The organism is Martinezella sp. CNPSo 3732 (genome assembly GCF_057784515.1).
On record NZ_JBXSOO010000014.1, the window covers coordinates 91860 to 109663 of the forward strand.

General features: G+C 59.5%; 19 protein-coding genes. 8 read left to right on the plus strand and 11 right to left on the minus strand.

The features are described 5' to 3' along the window. The first annotated feature begins 32 nt into the window (after positions 1 to 32). Positions 33 to 1616 carry a diguanylate cyclase domain-containing protein gene (locus tag AC13RM_RS21400; protein WP_488555523.1) on the plus strand — a complete coding sequence of 528 codons (1584 nt, stop codon included), beginning with the start codon at positions 33 to 35 and terminating at the stop codon, positions 1614 to 1616. Between the two features lie 160 nt (positions 1617 to 1776). Then, positions 1777 to 2739 (plus strand): S1C family serine protease, encoded by a 963-nt coding sequence (locus AC13RM_RS21405; RefSeq protein WP_488555524.1) that lies wholly within the window; start codon positions 1777 to 1779, stop codon positions 2737 to 2739. Positions 2740 to 2797: 58 nt separating this feature from the next. Here the strand turns inward: AC13RM_RS21405 and AC13RM_RS21410 are convergent, their stop codons facing one another. From AC13RM_RS21410 to ltnD, 6 genes are all read right to left on the minus strand, one after another. Beyond that, positions 2798 to 3574: an SDR family oxidoreductase gene (locus AC13RM_RS21410; RefSeq protein WP_488555525.1), complete on the minus strand. Its 777-nt coding sequence runs from the start codon at positions 3572 to 3574 to the stop codon at positions 2798 to 2800. Beyond that, a complete protein-coding gene (gene denD, locus AC13RM_RS21415; protein WP_488555526.1) occupies positions 3571 to 4557 on the minus strand; it encodes a D-erythronate dehydrogenase in 987 nt (328 codons plus the stop codon). Before denD ends, AC13RM_RS21410 begins: the two co-directional genes overlap by 4 nt. Positions 4558 to 4758: 201 nt before the next feature. Next, on the minus strand, positions 4759 to 5523 hold the full coding sequence (locus tag AC13RM_RS21420) for a hydroxypyruvate isomerase family protein (protein WP_488555527.1): 765 nt from the start codon (positions 5521 to 5523) through the stop codon (positions 4759 to 4761). A 2-nt stretch (positions 5524 to 5525) separates the two neighbouring features. Then, positions 5526 to 6176, minus strand: coding sequence for a 3-oxo-tetronate 4-phosphate decarboxylase (otnC, locus tag AC13RM_RS21425; protein WP_488555528.1), 651 nt, complete (start codon positions 6174 to 6176; stop codon positions 5526 to 5528). Beyond that, a complete protein-coding gene (otnK, locus tag AC13RM_RS21430) occupies positions 6173 to 7447 on the minus strand; it encodes a 3-oxo-tetronate kinase (protein WP_488555529.1) in 1275 nt (424 codons plus the stop codon). The genes otnC and otnK overlap by 4 nt, the downstream gene beginning before the upstream one ends. 3 nt (positions 7448 to 7450) lie before the next feature. Beyond that, positions 7451 to 8359 (minus strand): L-threonate dehydrogenase, encoded by a 909-nt coding sequence (gene ltnD, locus AC13RM_RS21435; RefSeq protein WP_488555530.1) that lies wholly within the window; start codon positions 8357 to 8359, stop codon positions 7451 to 7453. A 165-nt stretch (positions 8360 to 8524) separates the two neighbouring features. On the opposite strand from ltnD, the gene AC13RM_RS21440 reads away from it, so the two are divergent. The 5 genes from AC13RM_RS21440 (at position 8525) to AC13RM_RS21460 (ending at position 12295) form a co-directional block, all read left to right on the plus strand. Continuing rightward, positions 8525 to 9556: a LacI family DNA-binding transcriptional regulator gene (locus AC13RM_RS21440; RefSeq protein ID WP_488555531.1), complete on the plus strand. Its 1032-nt coding sequence runs from the start codon at positions 8525 to 8527 to the stop codon at positions 9554 to 9556. Positions 9557 to 9717: 161 nt separating this feature from the next. Then, positions 9718 to 10131, plus strand: coding sequence for a hypothetical protein (locus AC13RM_RS21445; protein WP_374819781.1), 414 nt, complete (start codon positions 9718 to 9720; stop codon positions 10129 to 10131). A gap of 205 nt (positions 10132 to 10336) precedes the next feature. After that, positions 10337 to 11161: a hypothetical protein gene (locus AC13RM_RS21450; protein ID WP_374819779.1), complete on the plus strand. Its 825-nt coding sequence runs from the start codon at positions 10337 to 10339 to the stop codon at positions 11159 to 11161. A 116-nt stretch (positions 11162 to 11277) separates the two neighbouring features. Further along, complete coding sequence (locus AC13RM_RS21455; protein ID WP_285173832.1) at positions 11278 to 11700, plus strand: hypothetical protein; 423 nt, start codon at positions 11278 to 11280, stop codon at positions 11698 to 11700. A gap of 223 nt (positions 11701 to 11923) precedes the next feature. Continuing rightward, positions 11924 to 12295, plus strand: a complete 372-nt coding sequence (locus AC13RM_RS21460) for a hypothetical protein (protein WP_167078014.1) — start codon at positions 11924 to 11926, stop codon at positions 12293 to 12295. A 136-nt stretch (positions 12296 to 12431) separates the two neighbouring features. Here the strand turns inward: AC13RM_RS21460 and AC13RM_RS21465 are convergent, their stop codons facing one another. From AC13RM_RS21465 to AC13RM_RS21480, 4 genes are all read right to left on the minus strand, one after another. Beyond that, positions 12432 to 12869, minus strand: coding sequence for a VOC family protein (locus tag AC13RM_RS21465; protein ID WP_285173833.1), 438 nt, complete (start codon positions 12867 to 12869; stop codon positions 12432 to 12434). Between the two features lie 195 nt (positions 12870 to 13064). After that, positions 13065 to 13286, minus strand: a complete 222-nt coding sequence (locus AC13RM_RS21470) for a hypothetical protein (protein WP_075853184.1) — start codon at positions 13284 to 13286, stop codon at positions 13065 to 13067. 270 nt (positions 13287 to 13556) lie between these two features. Continuing rightward, positions 13557 to 14744 carry a helix-turn-helix domain-containing protein gene (locus AC13RM_RS21475; protein WP_374819776.1) on the minus strand — a complete coding sequence of 396 codons (1188 nt, stop codon included), beginning with the start codon at positions 14742 to 14744 and terminating at the stop codon, positions 13557 to 13559. A gap of 60 nt (positions 14745 to 14804) precedes the next feature. Next, positions 14805 to 15203 (minus strand): hypothetical protein, encoded by a 399-nt coding sequence (locus AC13RM_RS21480; protein ID WP_374819774.1) that lies wholly within the window; start codon positions 15201 to 15203, stop codon positions 14805 to 14807. A gap of 100 nt (positions 15204 to 15303) precedes the next feature. On the opposite strand from AC13RM_RS21480, the gene AC13RM_RS21485 reads away from it, so the two are divergent. Next, positions 15304 to 16341 (plus strand): dipeptidase, encoded by a 1038-nt coding sequence (locus AC13RM_RS21485; RefSeq protein ID WP_374819772.1) that lies wholly within the window; start codon positions 15304 to 15306, stop codon positions 16339 to 16341. A 40-nt stretch (positions 16342 to 16381) separates the two neighbouring features. Here AC13RM_RS21485 and AC13RM_RS21490 read toward each other — a convergent pair whose 3' ends face one another. Next, positions 16382 to 17749 carry a cytochrome P450 gene (locus AC13RM_RS21490; RefSeq protein WP_374819770.1) on the minus strand — a complete coding sequence of 456 codons (1368 nt, stop codon included), beginning with the start codon at positions 17747 to 17749 and terminating at the stop codon, positions 16382 to 16384. Positions 17750 to 17804 lie beyond the last annotated feature (55 nt).

Consider the following 17804-nt stretch of genomic DNA (forward strand, 5'->3'; position numbering starts at 1 on the left):
TGGGGATAAATTTGAAGGCCCGCTGGGAGAAGATGCTGGACGCGGAAATCGTCGCATTCCTGGAAGCCTGTCCGATGGCGGCACTTGTGCTCGACGCCGTCGGCACGATCGTCTTTGCCAATGCGGGAGCCCTGGAGCTCTTTATCCTTTCAGATGCGCCTCACAAGCTATCCATCTCGGATTTGATACCGGACTGGCCGCTGCCGGGCGCTGCGTCGCAGCCATTGCTCGTGACAGGCGCCGGCCATCGACGGGATTGCCGGGTCAACGTGATGACTTGGCCCTCGGCGTCAGGAAGGCTGACGGCGGTTCTTATCGAACCAGGGAACGAAGACCGCCATGCCGCGGTGGCGGCGAGAGAGGCCAATCTGCGCCTTCGATATGTGATCGAGATGCTGCCGGAAGCGGTCTGCGTCTTCGATGCGAGTGATCGCTACGTTCTGTGGAACGAGAAATATGCGGAGCTCTATCCGGATATCGCCGATCACCTCAAACCGGGCATCGCTTTCGAAGATATCCTGAAGATCAGCCTTGCCAGCGGCCGCATGCCGGAGGTCGTCGAAGACAAGGATATGTGGCTGAAGCAGCGCATGCGAAAGTTTCGCCAGCCGGTTTCACAGGAGGAGCAGCAGCTCCAGGATGGGCGATGGCTTCGGCATGATGATCGGCGCACGCCCGACGGCGGGGCCATCGGAATGCGGATAGACATTAGTGAGTTGAAACAGCGCGAAGAGCGGTTGCGGCAGCTTTTCGATGCCAATCCGATGCCGATGCTCCTATGCGATGGCAGCAATCTGCAGATCCTTCAGGTCAACCGGGCAGCTATCGACTTCTATGGTTTTTCAAAAGCGACGCTGCTCTCGCGGAGGGCGTGCGACATGCATGCCGAGAGCGATGCGGATCGCTTTGCAGATGGGCTTCTCGAACTCGAAGGCGATTGCGAGGCCAGAACCGTCTGGCGACAAAGAGTTGCCGACGGGACAGAACGCCACGTGCTTGTTTACGTTCGATTGCTCCACGAGGGCCTGGAACGCCGCCTTCTACTGACCATTGCCGATGTCAGCGATCGCATTCTCGCGGAGGCCGAAGCCAATCGCCTGGCACGGCACGACATGCTCACCGGACTGCCGAACCGGATGTGCTTCTACAAGGCCCTCGATGACGCCTTGAAGGTAAATAATGGAAGGAGCGTCGCCGTTTTCTGTCTTGATCTCGATGGGTTCAAGCCGGTCAACGACACTTTCGGGCATGCTGCCGGCGACGAGGTTCTCAAGATGGTGGCCGAGCGACTGCGTGGTGCGGCCAGAGGCCACATGGTTGCGCGCTTGGGCGGCGATGAGTTTGCTATCCTGATGACCGGGGAAGTGGACGATATCGCCGATGTAGCTAAGGGTTGCATTGCTGCTTTCAAATCCTCCTTTCGCATCGAGGGTGCCACCGTCGATATCGGTATCAGCATAGGCGTTTCGGCAGCGCCGGAGAATGGCGAGAACGGAGAGGTTCTGATTCAGGAGGCGGACCGCGCCCTCTACCGAGCCAAAGCCAACGGCCGAAACACATGGCGGACGGCGAGCAGCGACCACCGCCAACAGACTGTTTCAGCACGCGTGAGATAAGAGGCGATACAGAAACGCACAGGCTATGTGGCTCTTGAACTTGGCTTGATCTCTCCTCATTTCAGTATCCACTGTTTCAATCTGTCGAACCGACAGCCTCCTGCTTTCCAACAGTTGCTGCCGTTCCTCTATGCGACGCGTCCGCGTCGGAGGAGTTTTCATGGGCTTTATTGATCGTGACATCCAGCCGTCATCCGATGCCGGGCTGCTGGATGCCTATTCTCAATCGGTATCGAGTGCCGTCGATCTCGTCGGGCCTGCCGTCAGCCGGATCGAGCGGTTGGGCGGCCGGGCCGGGCACGGTTCGGGCTTTGCCATTTCGCCTGATGGCCTCGTCGTCACCAACAATCATGTCGTCGACGATGCCAAGGCCGTCCGCATCAAGACCCCGGAAGGGGCGACCGTCGAGGGCAGGGTGCTCGGGCGCGATCCGGATACCGACCTCGCTCTCATTCGCGCCAATGACTGGCCGGGCAATTGGGCGCGACTTGGCGATTCCAAATCGCTGAAGCGCGGTCACATCGCGATCGCCATCGGCAATCCCCTCGGCTTCGAATGGACCGTCACCGCCGGCATCATCTCGGCGCTTGGCCGCTCCATGCGCGCGGCCAGCGGGCGGCTGATGGAAGACATCATCCAGACGGACGCCGCCCTCAATCCCGGCAATTCCGGCGGTCCGCTGGTTTCGTCGGCGGGTGAGGTGATCGGCGTCAATACCGCCGTCATCCAGGGTGCGCAGAGCATCGCGTTTTCGGTCGCCTCCAACACGGCGAAGCACGTGGTGTCCGAAATCCTGCGTTTCGGCCATGTCCGGCGCGCCTATATCGGCATCGCCGCTGATACGGTCGAACTGCATCGGCGCATTGCGCTTGAGGCCGGCATCACACATTCGACCGCCGTGCGCCTGCGCCGTGTCGAGAAGGATAGTCCGGCGGAAAAGGGCGGCCTACAGGAGGGCGACTACCTGCTTGCCATCGATGGGCACGCCGTCTCCGGCATAGATGATGTCGTCCGGCTGCTCGATGGCGACAAGATCGGCATAGAGATCGAGGTCTTGATCTTCAGCGTCGGCGGTCTGATCGAACGAAGGCAGATCAAGCCTTCGGCACGCCCAGCCATCTAGGTAGTATTCCGTATCAGATTATCGGCAGCGACGAGATACGACGCTGCCGATTGTTTATTTATCCTCTGCCGACAAGCGGCATCTTCGTTGCCATGACGGTCATGGAAAGAACGTTGGCGTCGAGCGGCAGCGTGGCCATGTAGACGACGGCGCGGGCAACATGCTCTGCCGAAATCGTCGGCTCTGCCGCGGTCTCGCCATTTGCCTGCAGCACGCCGGCGCTCATTCTAGCCGTCATGTCGGTGGCGGCGTTGCCGATATCGATCTGGCCGCAGGCGATATCGAAGGGTCGGCCGTCGAGTGCCGTCGATTTTGTGAGGCCGGTGATGGCGTGCTTCGTGGCCGTATAGGGTGCGGAATGGGGCCGCGGTGTCGTTGCCGAGATCGAGCCGTTGTTGATGATGCGCCCACCTTGCGGTACCTGGGCTTTCATCAGGCGGAAGGCCTGCTGCGTGCACAGGAACGCGCCGGTCAGGTTTGCGCCGACAATCGCATTCCACTGCTCGAAATTCAGTTCCTCCATCGGCACGGCCGGCAGGCCCATGCCGGCATTGTTGACCAGAAGATCGAGGCGGCCATAGTGACCGGAGATCGCATCGAAAAGGCTGCGAACCGATACGGGGTCACTGACATCGGCCGCCACTGCAAGAAACTCCGCCCCCGTTTCTTCGGAGAGCTCGTGGGCGGCTTTTTCTAGAACGTCAGCCCTGCGTCCTGAGATGACGACCTTGAAGCCCGCCGAGCCGAGCGCCTTGGCGATGGCTCGGCCGATGCCGGTGCCGCCGCCGGTCACTAGCGCGATTCCGTTTTGTGCGTTCGATGACACCTCCGTCATGCGACCCTCCCGTCCAGTTCGTCTTCGATATGCGCCCGCAGGATCTCGTCGAAGCTCTGTTCGGCCTTGAAACCGAGATCGGTCGCACGCTTGGCGTCGAATTGGGTCGCCCATCCGGCGACGATGCGTTCGATCACCGGGTCAGGCTCGCGGCGGATGAGCGCAACCGCCTTGTCGCCGCCGACACGGCGGAGCGCATCGATTTCATCGGAAACGAGCGCCGAAAGCCCAGGCATGGTGAGATTGCGCCGCGGCCCGACCTTCGCCGTATCGAGCGTTGCGGCATGCACGAAGAAGCCGACGGCAGAGCGGGGACTTGCAAACCAGTGCCGCACGGTATCGCTGACGGGCAGGACAGCCTCCTTGCCGACCAGCGGCTCGCGCAGGATGTTGGAGAAGAAGCCGGAGGCCGCCTTGTTGGGAGCGCCGGGGCGCACGCAGATGGTCGGCAGTCGGATGCCGATGCCATCGAAAATGCCGCGGCGTGAATAATCGGCAAGCAGGAGCTCCGTGATCGCCTTCTGCGTGCCGTAGCTCGTCAGCGGCGCGGTCAGGAATTCGTCGCCGATGACATCGGGGAACGGGGTACCGAACACGGCGATGGAGGAGGCAAAGATGACGCGCGGGGTATAGGCCGATTTCAGGCCTTGCTGGCGAATGGCTTCGAAGAGCGCTCGCGAGCCATCGAGATTGACGGCGTATCCTTTGTCGAAATCGGCTTCGGCTTCGCCAGAGACGATGGCGGCGAGATGGAAGATCATATCCGGACGGTCTTCGATGAGCTTCTCCGCACCACCAGGGCTCGCAAGATCGATCGTCAGGGCTTTAGATATGGATTGAAGCGCTTCCGGCACCGGCGGCTGGAAGGCATCGACCAGCGTCAGGCGATCTATAGCCTTACCGAGAACCGTCGGCTCGGCGGCGATGCGGTTGACGAGCTTGCGGCCGACCATGCCGGCAGCGCCCAGGATCAAAACATGCATATCGGATTTTCCTCCCAATAGAGCAATTCCAGGAAAAGTGCGTATCGGTTTTCCGACCGGAATTGCGAGAAAACAAACAGACGGAGCGGCTCAAGGATTCAATGAAAAGCTGAGCTGCTCCAAGCTGATATCAGTGTTCGTGAGACTTCCCGAGTGAATCTCCTTGAAGGCCGCTATGCATGCTGGATGCCGGGCGCTCCGTCATTTGTATGCTTGCAGCCAGGCGAGCCCGGCCTCTGTTGTGGTTGTCGGCCGATATTCCGCGCCGATCGGCCTGTCATAGCCAAGCTTCTCCAGGAACTGCAGAATATGACGGTAGTCGATCTCCCCGTGGTCCGGTTCCCGCCGATCCGGAACGGCGGCGATCTGGATGTGGCCGATTGCCGCCATATGATCCTGCAGCCTGCGGGTCAGGTCGCCCTGCATGATCTGGAGGTGATAGCAGTCGAACATCAGCTTGAGGTTGGCGGCGCCGACCGTGGCTATGATGTCGAGCGCCTGATCGGCAGTCTGGAGGAAGTAGCCTGGCGCATCGCGATAGTTGAGCGGCTCGATCAGGATCGTCGTCCCCATCTTGCCAGCGCGTTCGCAGGCATAATGCAGATTGGCGATGAAAGTGCCCCGTGCCACGTCGCCGGCGGCCTTGCCCGCCATCACATGCACGTTTCGCGCGCCGATGGCGGCTGCATAATCGATCGCCTGATCGATGAGGCGACGGGCTTCATTCCCGCGGCCCGGAATGGCGGCAAGCCCATTGTCACCGGCCGCTACATTGCCGCGAGCGGTGTTGAGGCCAAGCATGGCAAGGCCTGTTTCCTCCAATGCCTGACGCACAGCTTCAGCGGGCGTGTCATATGGATAATGGCATTCCACCGCATCGAAGCCGGCGGCTTTGGCAGTGCGGATGGCGTCGGGAAGGGAAAGCTCCTGCCACAGGAAACCCAGATTGGCGGAAAAGCGCGTCATGTTTAGTCCCACTCCACGTCATAGGTGCGAACGAGGTCAGCAATCTGAGCGTCCGTCAGCAGCGAAGGATTAGCGCCACGGGTCAAGATGGCAAGCTTTGCCGTCTCTTCCAGTTCTTCAATCGCATAGACCGCCGCCTCCAGATCTTTGGCTGAAACGACGGGACCATGTGCCGCCAGCATCACGGCGCTGCGCTTGCCGGACAGTCCGCGAATGGCATCGCCCATCGCCGGGTCGCCCGGCATGAAATAGGGCAGGAGTTTTACTTTGCCGAGCTTCATGATCGAATAGGCCGTCAGCGGCGGCAGCATGTTGTCGGCATCGACGCCGGGCAGGATCGAGAGTGCCACCGAATGGCTCGAATGGAGATGAACGACGGCGCCCGTCTTCTTCGGTCGTGTCTCATAGAAGGCGGCATGCAGCGGCATTTCCTTGGTCGGCTTGTCGCCGCCGATCAGACGCCCTTTGTCGTCGAATAGCGAGAGGCGGGCAGGGTCGAGGCGGCCGAAAGAGCTTCCGGTCGGCGTCACCAAAAGCCTGCCATCGCTGAGGCGTGCGGAAATATTGCCGGAGGAGCCTGCAGTCAGGTCGCGGTCGTAGAGCGACTTGGCCATCATACATATCTGTTCGCGCAGCGCGGCCTCTTCGCTCATGCCGTCTCCAATCTGTCGAAAGCGTCCGTAAAGAAGGTTTCTTCACCGAAATTGCCAGATTTTAGAGCTAGAGCGACTGTTTCACCACCAAGGGTCGTGAAAGTCCAAGGCACGCCGGGTGCGATTTCCGGCCCGATAGTCAAATGGGCCGCGCCGAGTGCCTGCGTGATTGCGCCGGACGTCTCGCCGCCTGCAACGACGAAACGGCGCGTGCCGCAATCGAAGGCCGTGCGGGCGATCTCGGAAAGAGCGTCCTCGACCACTTTGCCTGCCTTGTCCTGCCCTAAACGTTCTTGCGCCTGCCGCACTTCATTAGGCTCGGCGGTGGCGTAAATGAGTTTCGGCGCTTCGGGGGATTGCTGGCGCAGCCATTCCAGCGCGGTGCCGGGGCCTTCCTCTGCAAGCGCGATCGGATCGAGCCGCAGGCTGGTGACCTTGCCGGCGTAATTGGCAACCTGCTTCCGCGTCATGGCGGAGCAACTGCCGGATAGGACGATCGAACCGCCGGTGATCTTTGGCAGTGCCTGTCGGTGTTCGGAGAGGTTGGCGAGACCCCGTTCAATGTAGAATTGCGGAAGCTGGCCGGCAATCGCGCTGCCGCCTGTCAGCAGCGGCATGTCGAAGGATGCTGCTGCGATCGTTCGCAGATCGTCGTCGGATACAGCATCGACGATCACATGCCGAATGCCGTCGTTGCAGAGTTGCGCCAACTTTGCTCTCAGCGATTCCGCACCCTTCGAGACGATATTGCGGTTGGCAAGGCCCATGGCGCCATTCACCTGCGGCGTGAGAAGCCGCACGAGGTTGGAATCGCGCATCGGCGTCAGCGGATGATCTTTCATCGGGCTTTCCGACAGAAGCTGCTCGCCGACGAAGAGGTGACCCATGAAGACGCTGCGTCCGTTTTCCGGAAAAGCGGGGCAATAGATTGTCTGAGTTGCGCCGGTCTCAGCGATCAGCATCTCAGCTACCGGACCGATATTGCCTTCGGCCGTGCTGTCGAATGTCGAACAATATTTCCAGAAGAAGCGGCTAGCACCGGCGTCCTTCAGCCATGCCAGCGCCTGACGTGCCTGTTTAATGGCGATATCGACGGGCGATGTCCGGCATTTGAGGGCGATGACTTCGAAGGCCGCCGTCTCGTTCGGGTCGCGTCTGTCTTGCGGAATGCCGATCCGAAGCGAAACGGGCAATCCGCTGCGCGCCAGCAGCGCGGCAAGATCGGTCGCTCCGGTAAAATCATCGGCAATGCAGCCAAGCAGGAGTGTCATGGCCTAGTCCTTTACGCCCGGCAGGCTGGCGCCGCTCCTGGCGGCGAGGATTTTTGCGACGGCTGCGTCGTCTTCAAGACCCAGACCCGCTTCCGAGGCTTCTACGAAGAGGTTGAGCGCGGCAGCGGCGAGCGGAGTGACGGCACCGGCTTTGTCGGCCTCCGATGTCACGATGCCGAGATCCTTGACGAAGATGTTGACTGCCGAGCGCGGTGTATAGTCGCCCGATACGATGTGTTCCCCGCGGTTTTCGAACATCCAGGAGGAGCCGGCGGACACACAGATCACGTCATAGAGCGTCTTCAGATCGATGCCCGCCTTGGCGGCAAGCGTCATCGCCTCGGCCGTTGCAGCAATGTGCACGCCGGCCAGCAACTGATTGATCATCTTGACCTGCGAACCGGCACCGGGTCGATTCCCAAGGCGGAATACCTTGGCGGAGATGGCGTCGAAAACCGCGGATGCCTTATCGAAGGCCGCGGGCATCCCAGATGCCATGACGGTGATTTCGCCCGCGAGCGCTCGGACATGGCCGCCGGAAACGGGGGCATCGACGACGAGCATGCCTGCTTCCTCCAGTTTTTCGGCAATGGCGATCGTCGCGCTCGGGGCCATGGTGGTGCAGAGCAGGAACACGGTCGAGGGCCGTGCGGTCTTCAGCGCGCCATCCTGCCCGAAAAGCACGTCTTCGGCCTGCTTGCTGTTGACGACATAGACGAGGATCACGTCGGCATCTTCGGCCGCTGACGCCGGCATTGTGCAGGCTGTGCCACCGTTCTCGGCAAAACGGGCGAGGACCTCGCTGCGAACATCGCAGCCGCGCACGCTAAAACCCGCTTTCAGAAGGGACAGGGCGGCGCCCCAGCCCATGGACCCCAGGCCGATGACGGCGACCTTCTTCGTGTTTTGCACAGTGCTACCTCTGCGTTTTGGCTATGTTACCGGTACCGGTATCGATAACAAGCATCATTTTCCGCGTATTTGTCAATAGCTGGATGTTTGCCTTTTCCAGGAAACATCCTATGAAGAAGAGCGGCGATGTGCCAGCCGCCATGGTTCATCGAGGGTTGTTTGGGGATGCGCAAACCCACTCTGGAAGAAGTCGCGATCGAAGCAGGCGTCAGCAAGATGACGGCGTCGCGCGCCCTGCGTGGTGTTGCCGACGTCTCCAGCGAGACGCGTGACAGGGTGATCGAAGCGGCGACCCGGATGAATTACGTCGGCAATAAGCTGGCACTCTCGCTATCCTCGCAGCGTACCAATTTGGTTGCCGTCGTCGTTCCCAGCATGTCGAACATCGTCTTTCCAGAAGTGCTTGCCGGTATTTCCGCCGGCCTTGACGGTTCCGGCATGCAAGCCGTGTTTGGAATATCCGATTATGATGTCGCCAAGGAGCGCGAGATCATCCGCGACATGCTCTCCTGGCAGCCCTGCGCCATCATCGTCACCGGGCTCGATCAACCCGAGGAGACGGTGGAGCTGCTTCGGCACGCCAATATTCCGGTCATCCAGCTTATGGATCTCGACGGCACACCGATCGATTTCAATGTCGGACTGTCTCATGGCGCGGCGGGAGAGGAGATGGCCGAAGCGCTGATTGCGGCCGGGCGAAGACGGTTCGGCTATGTCGGTAGTGCTTTGGCGCGGGATCTGCGCGCGGCCAAGCGCAAGGCCGGCTTCGAACGCGTCCTGCATGCCCATGGCCTGGCGTTTGCCGAGCAGCGGATCGATGATGCCTTTTCCTCGATCGCGCTTGGAAAACGGCTGACGACGGCCATGCTCGCGGCGGTGCCGGATCTCGATTGCATCTATTACTCCAATGACGACATGGCGAGTGGCGGGCTGTTTTCCTGCATGGAGCTGGGCGTTGCGGTTCCCGAGAAGATCCTGATTGCCGGCTTCAATGGGCTGGATCTGGTCGGTTCGCTGCCTGCGCGGATCGCTACCTCCCGCTCGCCCCGGCGCGCTATCGGCGAGGTTGCGGCTCAATTGGTGCGCCACGCAGTCGTGACCAACGGGAATGCGATGGGAAAAACCATAGTGTTCAAGCCGACAATCGTGGGAATTGACGGCTATCGAGCGGCTGCCGGCTCTTCTATCTCGTCATAATTTCTCTCGTCCGACGGCGCGATGAAAGTCCAAACCTTGCCGGCGCACGCTGGAGGCCAATATCCTCTTCGTTGGTTGCTTGAACTGGGAAACAGCTGCGCGCTGTGACCGTCTCTTTCGTTCGGCACAATGTGCTCTTCTCAAGCAAAGGATCTTCGAGAATGCGATTCCCCCAGGCTGTGATTTTCGCTTTTGCCGCCAGTGCCATATCCGCGATTTCCTCGGGAACATCGGCTGCCGGTTTTAAAGATATCGTCGTTTCGACCAAGGAGGATTCGGATGCTGCTCAAGGCAGCTTTGCTCCCGATACGCCGAAGATTTTTGTGTCAGCCCATCTGACGAAGGAGGTACCGTCGGGGAGTGATGTCAACATTGCATGGATTGCCGTCGACACCGGCGGCGCGGCGCCGCCGAATTACAAGATCGATAGTGTCGATCTGCATATCGGCTCCCTGACCAATCACGTGAAATCCGCGATGACGAAACCAAACAATGGTTGGCCCGTCGGGAGCTACGAGATCGAATTTTCCGTCAACGGCAAGGTGATGGAAACGATCGGCTTCACCATCAAATAGACCGCGTGCGCGGACTGAGGTCGGCGACAGGTCCGCTTGAACCATGTGTGCCGTGATGCCTGCATGTGGGTTCCTGCCTGATCACCCTAAGCTTTGCAACAAGATTTCCCGGAAAGTCCACAGTTCGGAAATGTTCGGAAACCGGCAGGCCAAGACAATCGGATAGACGCATAGGCAGTTACCTTATTGCGGAGTCCGACTGCCGATGTTCCTGACCAATCCGTGGCAACGGGAAGAGTTGAGCCATATCGTTGTCACCACCTTTCATGAAAAGGGTTATCGCGACTACGGCAAGAAATGCATCGAGACCTTCCTTGCCCGCTGGCCGAAGGAAGTTTCCTTGGTCGTTTATGCCGAGGATGTCGAAATCGAGGAGAAGGACCGCCGTCTTCTGGTGTTCGACCATTGTGAGACATTGCCCCGGCTGCGCAGCTTTCGCGATGCCCATGGCAGCAAGCCGCAGGCAAATGGATATATCTCGTCAGGCAATGGGTTGGTGCGGGATTTCCGGTGGGACGCGGTGCGCTTTTCCAACAAGGTCTTTGCGGTCGCCGATGCCGTCAGGCGCTATCATAACACGGTCGATCAGCTGATTTGGCTCGATGCCGATACCGTGACCCATAGGGCCATTCCGAAGATTTTTCTCGACGGAATCGCGCCGCGTGGAAATCAGCTTGCCGCCTATCTGAACAGGAGGATCTATCCCGAATGCGGATGGGTGGGGTACAATCTGCGTCATCCGGCGATATCGACCTTCATCGACCGTTTCGAAGGGGCTTATTCCTCCGGTTATTTCCTGACGCTGAAGGAAAGCCATGACAGTTTCGTCTTCTGGAAGGTGCTCCAGCAGATGGAACGGGACAAGGAAGCCAGATTCAGGCGGCTCGGCTCAAGCCTGACGAAAGCCCATGTCTTCATCAACAGCGCCCTGGGCAGCTATCTGGATCATTTGAAGGGTGACAGGAAGGCTGCCGGAAGGAGCCGCCGGCGTGATCTCAAATGGCATCGCCGCGAGCCATGGTGGCAATGATTGACGCTCATTTCTGATAGGGACAGCCCTGTACCGCTGGGGGATGGCGCGGACGATCAAGTTGTTTTTCAAGGTGCATGGCACTAATCTGGGTAGCATTGAGGGATTGGGAATTCATGCTCGACGATTCGATCCTCCCGACAGAGATCGCTGTTTCACTTGGCCTGCTATGCAATATCGGTATCCCGCTTCTAGCCTTTTGGGTGGCGGGAAAATTGCCTCGGTTCCGTCTCTGGATCCACGCCGTCGCTTTCGTCATCATTCTTGCTTCGCCGCTGACGGCTATGATCCTCGGCTTGCCTGATCTGCTTCCCGAAGAGGAAGAAAGCCCGGGCGCTCGTTTCGCGTTTCTGCCGCTGATCATCGAGGCGGCCATCATCGTGCTGCTCTATTGCTTGGCCGGCGCGATGTTGCTGTCCCAGTCGATCCATTCGGCAATCACGGACTGGCACGGTCGAGACCGGCTATCGCAGCCGCTGCCTCCCCGCCGTACCGCCGGGAGGAAACCATACATCTCCAAAGGCTCCAAAACGCGATAGCTCTTGTTCAATCGAACACACCGGCGTCTTCATGCGTTGTCCGCCTGTGCCGAGGAGAGCGAAGAGTTTCGCACCTCCCTTCGGCTGAGACATACCACGCAAAAACGCTGCGATCGTGCGGCAGCGCGGGGCCTAATCGGGCTCCGGCTGCGTTCAGGCAGAGTTCATGCGAATCGGCGTATCTCTATCCTTTTCCACGAGACAGGAAATGGGGGTAAGGGAAATGCTTGAAGGTTTGGTACGGATTTCGCGAATCGCCGTGGTCGGATTGGCCGCGTTGCAACTGATGACGTCTGTCGCTTCGGCGCAATATTATGGCGGCGATGACGGTTATGCGCCGCCGCCCTGGCAGCGTGACCAGGATCGAGACTGGAGAGGTCCGCCGCGCGGCTGGGATCGTGACCGCGACAGGGGCTGGGATCGTGATCGCGGCTGCGACAGACGCGATCTCATGCGCGCCGCGCGGGCGGAAGGTTTCCGCCGCATTGATTCGGTCGACAGCAACGGACGGCGCATCGTCGTTCGCGGTTGGAACGATGGCGGTCCAGACCGTATGGTCTTCGCCAATCGACGCGGCTGCCCGGTTCTCGACTGACGCTCGAAGTAAAGCATAAGCGGAAGCCGAGTGTGGATCGGCCTCCGCTTATATCACGGCAGCGCATGCTTTTGACTGGCTGAAAGCCATGCGTTTGCCGCGGCCTGCGAATTTTACGATAGCTTTGCCGCGCCTTTCAGGCGGCGGCGAATTTCTTCTTTGCGGCTGTGACGCTGTCGATTTGCTCGGATTTGGCCGATATTTTGGCGTCGGCGCACTGCTGTCTGACCAGAAGCTGCCAATATATGCCCCACGGATCTCTCACAAGGCCGCGATCATCCGGACGACTTTTCCCCAGCGCATAGCGCAAACGGTCCGCCTCATCCTGTGTCGCACATTCGACCGTGATGGAAGAACTGTGCTCCGAACGGTCGAATGGCCCTGCTTCGAAACCCATATAGGCACGATTTCCAAGCGTGAAGCCTGCAAACTTTACGCTGCCGGCCGGTCCATTCAGATTGTCGGTGAGAATACTTGAGACCCATCCGGCTGCCGAACCCGGGATAAGCGACGTATAAAGTTCAATCGCCGTTTCCATGTCATGTTGAAACCAGAGATGTTGCCTGATCTTCATCGTGACCTGCTTTCTACAAATCGTGCCTGGATGGGGCAGGGCATGAAGGAAGCATGCTGAATGCTTGCCTAATAAAATTCATGCCGCCGGTGAGCCGCCTTCTTGTTCTTTTGGGCGGTGTCACCGACGGCATGCTGAAGAGTTGCTTCTAACCGTTCGTGCTCACCCCTGCGGAGCGCGGACGGACGCGGAACACTATTTCTCAGCAACTCTACCAGCGAGAGCCATTACATAGTCATCGGCAATATCGGCCAAGGTCAAAGCGACCTCGGGCTCGTTCCAGCCGGCCGTGAGCGCCATTTGAACAAAGTCACGAAAGGCCACTTCAAGGACCTCTTCGCGCTCGACCGCGCGGTAAGAGTCATTGACGGGATGCTGAGGCTTGCTGATCTCTATTGTCTGGCGCGTAGATACCATTGCTGTTTTCCCTATGACTTGCCCCGTTGGACGCACAGTACATTCATCAAACACTAGGGCTTTGATCTCCAAACGACTATTGTTCTTCTTTTTTAATGGGTTACGCACCATATGTCGTTAGACGTGCATCCAGAAACTTGCAGCAGCGTCCATTTTCGCAATTGCTGAAGTGCGGTTTCGGGCAGACGCAGGGATTGGTGGGAAGATGTGCCCTTCACGTGCACGTGCCCTCCGGACGCGCGCCTGTCTTGAGGCATCGAAATCCGCTGTCTAGTGATAATAGCCGAGGGTTTTCAGCCATTCGTCGAAGGAGTGGCTGCTCCCGGACGATGCCGGTGAGATGACCTGCCCGAGATAGCGCGGGATGGTAAGGTTTCTAGCTTCACGGGGACTATAGCCGAACTCCTTGCCGAAGGCTCGGCTGAAGTGCGCTGCCGAGGAAAAGCCGACCGCAAAGGCGATGTCGACGATCTGTTCCCGATTGGCGGGATCACTGAGGGCGGCATGAGCCGACAGGAGGCGACGGCGCTGAATATAGTGATGCACGCCGCCATATTGTTCGAATATCTGATAGAGCCTGGTGCGGGATATGCCGAGCTCGCGGCATATATGCTCGACCGTCAGATCGCCCGAAGTGAGATTGCCTTCCACGAACCGCCGGACGCGTTCCGTCAGGGCGAGGGTGCTATGCTGCTCCGTGCCGGTCGATTGCGCCGCCGAGGTCGAAACGGAAGCCACAATCATATTGCGCATCGTCTGAACGACATGCGGTAGATCGGTGGCTGCAAAGCGCGCGAGATTGTGTTCGACGCTATCGAGGAATTCGATCAACATGCTGGTGAACACGCCGGAGAGTGCAATATTGTTCTCGATCTCGACCGGTGTGGGAACGTCGAACAGCAATGCCCTCGGCAGGAAGAGCGAGAGGCCTTTCGCCTCGGTCGAGCGCCCTCGAAAGGGGTGTCCCAGCGATCGCAGTTCCACCTTGCCCGGCTCGCCTTCCAGAACGTGGCCATCGACCTCCGTCCAGGTCCGGCCGCTGCTCGGCACCGAAATATGCCAGTGATCGATGTGATTGGTTTTCACCTTCGCCTGCGAGCGCATATAGCTGTGGGGCGGCGTTTCCTGTTGAACGATGAGCATGCCGCCCAGATTCCATGCGATATGATCGGCCGGAAAGCCGGCTTCCGGCGGGATGTTATCCGGCAGTCGCACGTCGGCTACGGGAGCGACATAGGCTTGCCAGGCGGCAAATTGCGCGGCCGGCTCGATATCGCGCGTCGAAAACTTCAGCGGCTGCAAGGCTGGCGGTGGCAGGGCTTCCTCCGTTGCCGCCTTCTCTGGTCGCGGGAAGCGTCGCCGTTCTGACTGTAACGACTTCCTGTCCTTGCGCCATGACGGTTCCTTCGCCTCGTCTGACGCAGATCCGGATCGTTCCTCGCGCCGAAAATCAGACAATCCGTTCTCCTCGAATACAGCCAGGACGGGACACGAGCGCCGCCATCGACTCTCCATCCATCATTCAAGCAGACGGCTGTCTCCGCTTCGAGCCGCCTTTTTCAGCGAGCTGGTATGCTGCTGTAATTCCTGCCGTATTCCCAGCTCTTTCACCATACTAAAGCTTTCATTTGCTGCGCATTTTAGAAAAAGCAAGTGTTGCGGGTCGCCAAACCCATATTCCCGCTGGAATTGCCACAAAATGCGGCACTGGCCGAGCCGTTTTGTCTCGTGCCGGCACATCTGCCAAGCCAAATGCGGCATAGGGATCGGCATCTTCCGTGCGAGCACATCCTGACGAAAACGAAAATCCGCTCCATCGAGACACCCCCGCGAAACCGTTCCGCTTTTGCCTCGCTGATTTGGCACCGCCGGGCCGCTGCCGTATTGTCCGAAGATTCTGACAGTCGCGTCTTGCAAACGACCAATTCCATTTTCACAGACACTATGCGTAGTTTGCAGTTGCCCATTCCGCCAAGCTTGCCTAGGCAGATATCAACTGCAATTTTTGGAATGAGACATGACCGAATCCTCGACAATCCCCGTCTTCGATGGCCATAACGACGTGCTGCTCCGGCTGCGCCGCGGTGGGTTGAATTCTGTCAACGCTTTCCTGAATGGTGAAGCCGCTGGACATATCGATCTGCCTCGCGCGCGCCGTGGCGGCCTCGCGGGCGGTCTCTGCGCCATATTTATCCCGTCACCGGATCAGCCAAAGGCTGAAAATGCCGATTTCGCAACACCTGCTCAGCCTGATGCCCTGAATGAAACCCTGGCGATGGCACGGCTTCTGCTTGCGATCGAAGCTCGGTCCGAGGGAGCTGTGAAGGTTTGCCGCTCGGCCGCTGATATCAAGCGGTCGATTGCCGAAGGCCAGTTCGCTGCGGTATTCCATATCGAAGGTGCGGAAGCGGTCGCGGCCGATCTCGATGCGCTTTACGTCCTTCATGAGGCTGGCCTGCGCACGCTTGGACCTGTCTGGAGCCGCCCCAACGTCTTTGCCTATGGTGTGCCTTTCCGGTTTCCTTCGACGCCGGATATTGGCCCCGGGCTCACCGACGCCGGCAAGGGTCTGATCCGCGCCTGCAACGAGCTCAGGATCATGATCGATCTCTCGCATATGAACGAGCAGGGATTCTGGGATATCGCCAAACTATCGAATGCGCCGTTGGTAGCCTCGCATTCCAACGCGCATGCCATCAGCCCACATAGCCGCAATCTGACCGACAAGCAGCTCGACGCGATCCGCGATACCGGCGGCCTGGTCGGCATCAATTTCGGCGTGCTCTTCCTGCGGGATGATGGTGTCAGGAACACCGACACGCCGCTCGAAGTCCTCGTTCGTCACGTCGCTTACATTGCCGAGCGCATCGGCATTGAGCATGTCGCGCTCGGCTCCGATTTCGACGGCACGACCATTCCCGCCGCGCTCGGCGATGCGAGCGGCCTGCCGAAGCTGATCGAAGCCCTGCGTGCGCATGGGTTCGACGATCAGGCGCTTGCCAAGATCGCCTATCAGAACTGGCTCCGCGTCCTCGAACAGACATGGGGCGGCTGAGGCGCGCTCTCGTTTCTGTCCGGGGCGGGCGAACGCTCGACTATCGCTCCGCGAGGTTGATCGACAGTGGATGCATGGGCCGCAACGTGACCTTCATGACCGGCTTGGGCGAAGGCTCGGTCGAGCCGGTTACGCGGAATTTCTGCAGGAGCACCGCGAGGATCGCGACGGCCTCCATCATCGCAAAGCCATTGCCGATGCAGACGCGCGGACCGGCACCGAAGGGCATGAAGGCGTAGCGATGGCGGTTTCTTGCCACTTCCGGCTCAAAGCGGCCGGGATCGAAAACCTGCGGGTCTTCCCAAAGGTCTGCATGATGATGCACAGCGTAGATCGGTACATAGATGATAGTGCCGGCTGGTATCATGTGCGTGCCGATGGCAAATTCGCTGGTTACCGCGCGCGAAACGATCGGCGCTGGCGGATAAAGCCGCATGGCTTCGGAAAAGACCTGCCTGGTGTAGGTGAGCTTGCCGAGATGTTCGGCCGCCAGCGGGCCGCCCTCGGTCACGGTGGCAATCTCTTCGAAGAGCTTGGCCTGGCAGTCGGGATGGCGTGCAAGAAGATGGAAGGTCCAGGCAAGACCGAGCGCCGTCGTCTCATGTCCGGCGGTGATGAAGGTCATCAGATTGTCGATGACTTCTTCGTCGGTCATCATGCGACCGGTTTCGGGGTCGGCTGCGTCAAGCAGCATGGAAACCAGATCGCTCCGTTCCCCGCCGCTGCGGCGCCGTTCGGCAATCACCGCGCCAAGGGTCGTTCGCAGGAAGGCAACGGCCGATCGCGCTTTCTCCTTGCCGGGATGTGGCATCCAGTCGGGCAGGCCAAGAAGGCCCATCGCGAATTTCCAGCCGGTCGGCTTGAGATAGTTGGTGATATTGTGCTCGACCTTGTCGACATCGATGCCATCGCCACCCGACATCATCGTATCGACGATGATATCGAAGGTGGTGCGCATCATTTCCTGACAAAGGTCGATGGGGCTGTTCTTGTGGGTGAGCCAGAGATCGCGCCGGCGCGCGGCAGCCGCAATCATGGCCGGCTGCAGTTCCAGCAGTTTTTCATGGCGAAAGGCGCCGGCCACCGATTGGCGCTGCCATTTCCAATGGGCGCCATCGGAGGTGAGAATGCCATTGCCGAGGGCCGGGCCCAGCACGCGGCGGACATCCTCGCCTTTGCCGAGCGCGTCGGAATTGCGCACCAGCGCCTGATAGATGAGCTCAGGATCGGCGAGATAGATCCGCAGTTTTCCACCCACCTTGGTGAAGACCATCGGCTCGGTGAAGATTTCCGGCGGTAGCGCGTCGAGTGGATTGCGGATCAGCGATAGGAGGACATGTGGCATCGAGCGCGGAGTGAGGGGAAACGTCGTCTGCGAGAGATCGGCAGCGTTCACGCGTGCATTCATCCTTCAGTCTCCTTGTTCAGCCCGGCGGATGCCTGTAGATCAGGATTAAGGTATT

Excerpts from the sequence above, each read along its gene's own strand:
- AC13RM_RS21400 (WP_488555523.1), top strand. The coding sequence starts at position 33 with ATGCTGGACGCGGAAATCGTCGCATTCCTGGAAGCCTGTCCGATGGCG.
- AC13RM_RS21405 (WP_488555524.1), top strand. The coding sequence starts at position 1,777 with ATGGGCTTTATTGATCGTGACATCCAGCCGTCATCCGATGCCGGGCTG.
- AC13RM_RS21410 (WP_488555525.1), bottom strand. The coding sequence starts at position 3,574 with ATGACGGAGGTGTCATCGAACGCACAAAACGGAATCGCGCTAGTGACC.
- denD (WP_488555526.1), bottom strand. The coding sequence starts at position 4,557 with ATGCATGTTTTGATCCTGGGCGCTGCCGGCATGGTCGGCCGCAAGCTC.
- AC13RM_RS21420 (WP_488555527.1), bottom strand. The coding sequence starts at position 5,523 with ATGACGCGCTTTTCCGCCAATCTGGGTTTCCTGTGGCAGGAGCTTTCC.
- otnC (WP_488555528.1), bottom strand. The coding sequence starts at position 6,176 with ATGAGCGAAGAGGCCGCGCTGCGCGAACAGATATGTATGATGGCCAAG.
- otnK (WP_488555529.1), bottom strand. The coding sequence starts at position 7,447 with ATGACACTCCTGCTTGGCTGCATTGCCGATGATTTTACCGGAGCGACC.
- AC13RM_RS21440 (WP_488555531.1), top strand. The coding sequence starts at position 8,525 with ATGCGCAAACCCACTCTGGAAGAAGTCGCGATCGAAGCAGGCGTCAGC.
- AC13RM_RS21445 (WP_374819781.1), top strand. The coding sequence starts at position 9,718 with ATGCGATTCCCCCAGGCTGTGATTTTCGCTTTTGCCGCCAGTGCCATA.
- AC13RM_RS21450 (WP_374819779.1), top strand. The coding sequence starts at position 10,337 with ATGTTCCTGACCAATCCGTGGCAACGGGAAGAGTTGAGCCATATCGTT.
- AC13RM_RS21455 (WP_285173832.1), top strand. The coding sequence starts at position 11,278 with ATGCTCGACGATTCGATCCTCCCGACAGAGATCGCTGTTTCACTTGGC.
- AC13RM_RS21460 (WP_167078014.1), top strand. The coding sequence starts at position 11,924 with ATGCTTGAAGGTTTGGTACGGATTTCGCGAATCGCCGTGGTCGGATTG.
- AC13RM_RS21465 (WP_285173833.1), bottom strand. The coding sequence starts at position 12,869 with ATGAAGATCAGGCAACATCTCTGGTTTCAACATGACATGGAAACGGCG.
- AC13RM_RS21470 (WP_075853184.1), bottom strand. The coding sequence starts at position 13,286 with ATGGTATCTACGCGCCAGACAATAGAGATCAGCAAGCCTCAGCATCCC.
- AC13RM_RS21485 (WP_374819772.1), top strand. The coding sequence starts at position 15,304 with ATGACCGAATCCTCGACAATCCCCGTCTTCGATGGCCATAACGACGTG.
- AC13RM_RS21490 (WP_374819770.1), bottom strand. The coding sequence starts at position 17,749 with ATGAATGCACGCGTGAACGCTGCCGATCTCTCGCAGACGACGTTTCCC.